Here is a 535-nt window from a genome sequence, read left to right as displayed (position 1 = left end):
TTTCGACAAATAATACCAATAGCCGTGCAAAAACACAAAAGCCACCCAAGGCTCAAAAACTGAATTGGCTACGTTCCTGACAAAATGGCACCATGACGTGCAAAAACACAAAAGCCACCCAAGGCTCAAAAACCTTGAGCGGCTTTTATAGCTATTCCTCTCCTAGGCAGTGAACGGAAGCCTAAACCACGAAAATTGTTCGCGCCGTTGGTGGTGTTTTGTGTCTCTTCCACGCCGCGCCGCGATCAAACGCTACCCCATCGGTGCGCGCCATTGATGACGTTGTGCGACTACCCCCTTCCGCCGTCCCCCGCAAACACAACACGCCACCACCGGCGGTCGCGCCCGTGGTGGCATGTCATCACGCTTGGTAGCGGCGGCAGGATTCGAACCTGCGACCTTCGGGTTATGAGCCCGACGAGCTGCCACTGCTCCACGCCGCGATACAGATGGGGGGCAACCGCCGGCTGCCCCCCTGTGGCAGGGTGCGTGGACCTAGGTTCCCAGCGGAGAGCCGCCAGTAGGATCGGCGCTG

The 535-nt window shown here is 58.1% G+C and carries 1 tRNA gene; it reads right to left on the bottom strand.

The features are described from left to right. Nucleotides 1-368 precede the first annotated feature (368 nt). A tRNA-Met gene (locus NZU74_20835) sits at nucleotides 369-443 on the bottom strand. Between the last annotated feature and the right edge of the window lie 92 nt (nucleotides 444-535).

This window comes from Chloroflexaceae bacterium (assembly GCA_025057155.1).
GTDB lineage: Bacteria > Chloroflexota > Chloroflexia > Chloroflexales > Chloroflexaceae > JACAEO01.
The sequence above is the reverse complement of the archived record's forward strand: the minus strand, read 5'-3'. Positions and strand labels throughout refer to the sequence as shown.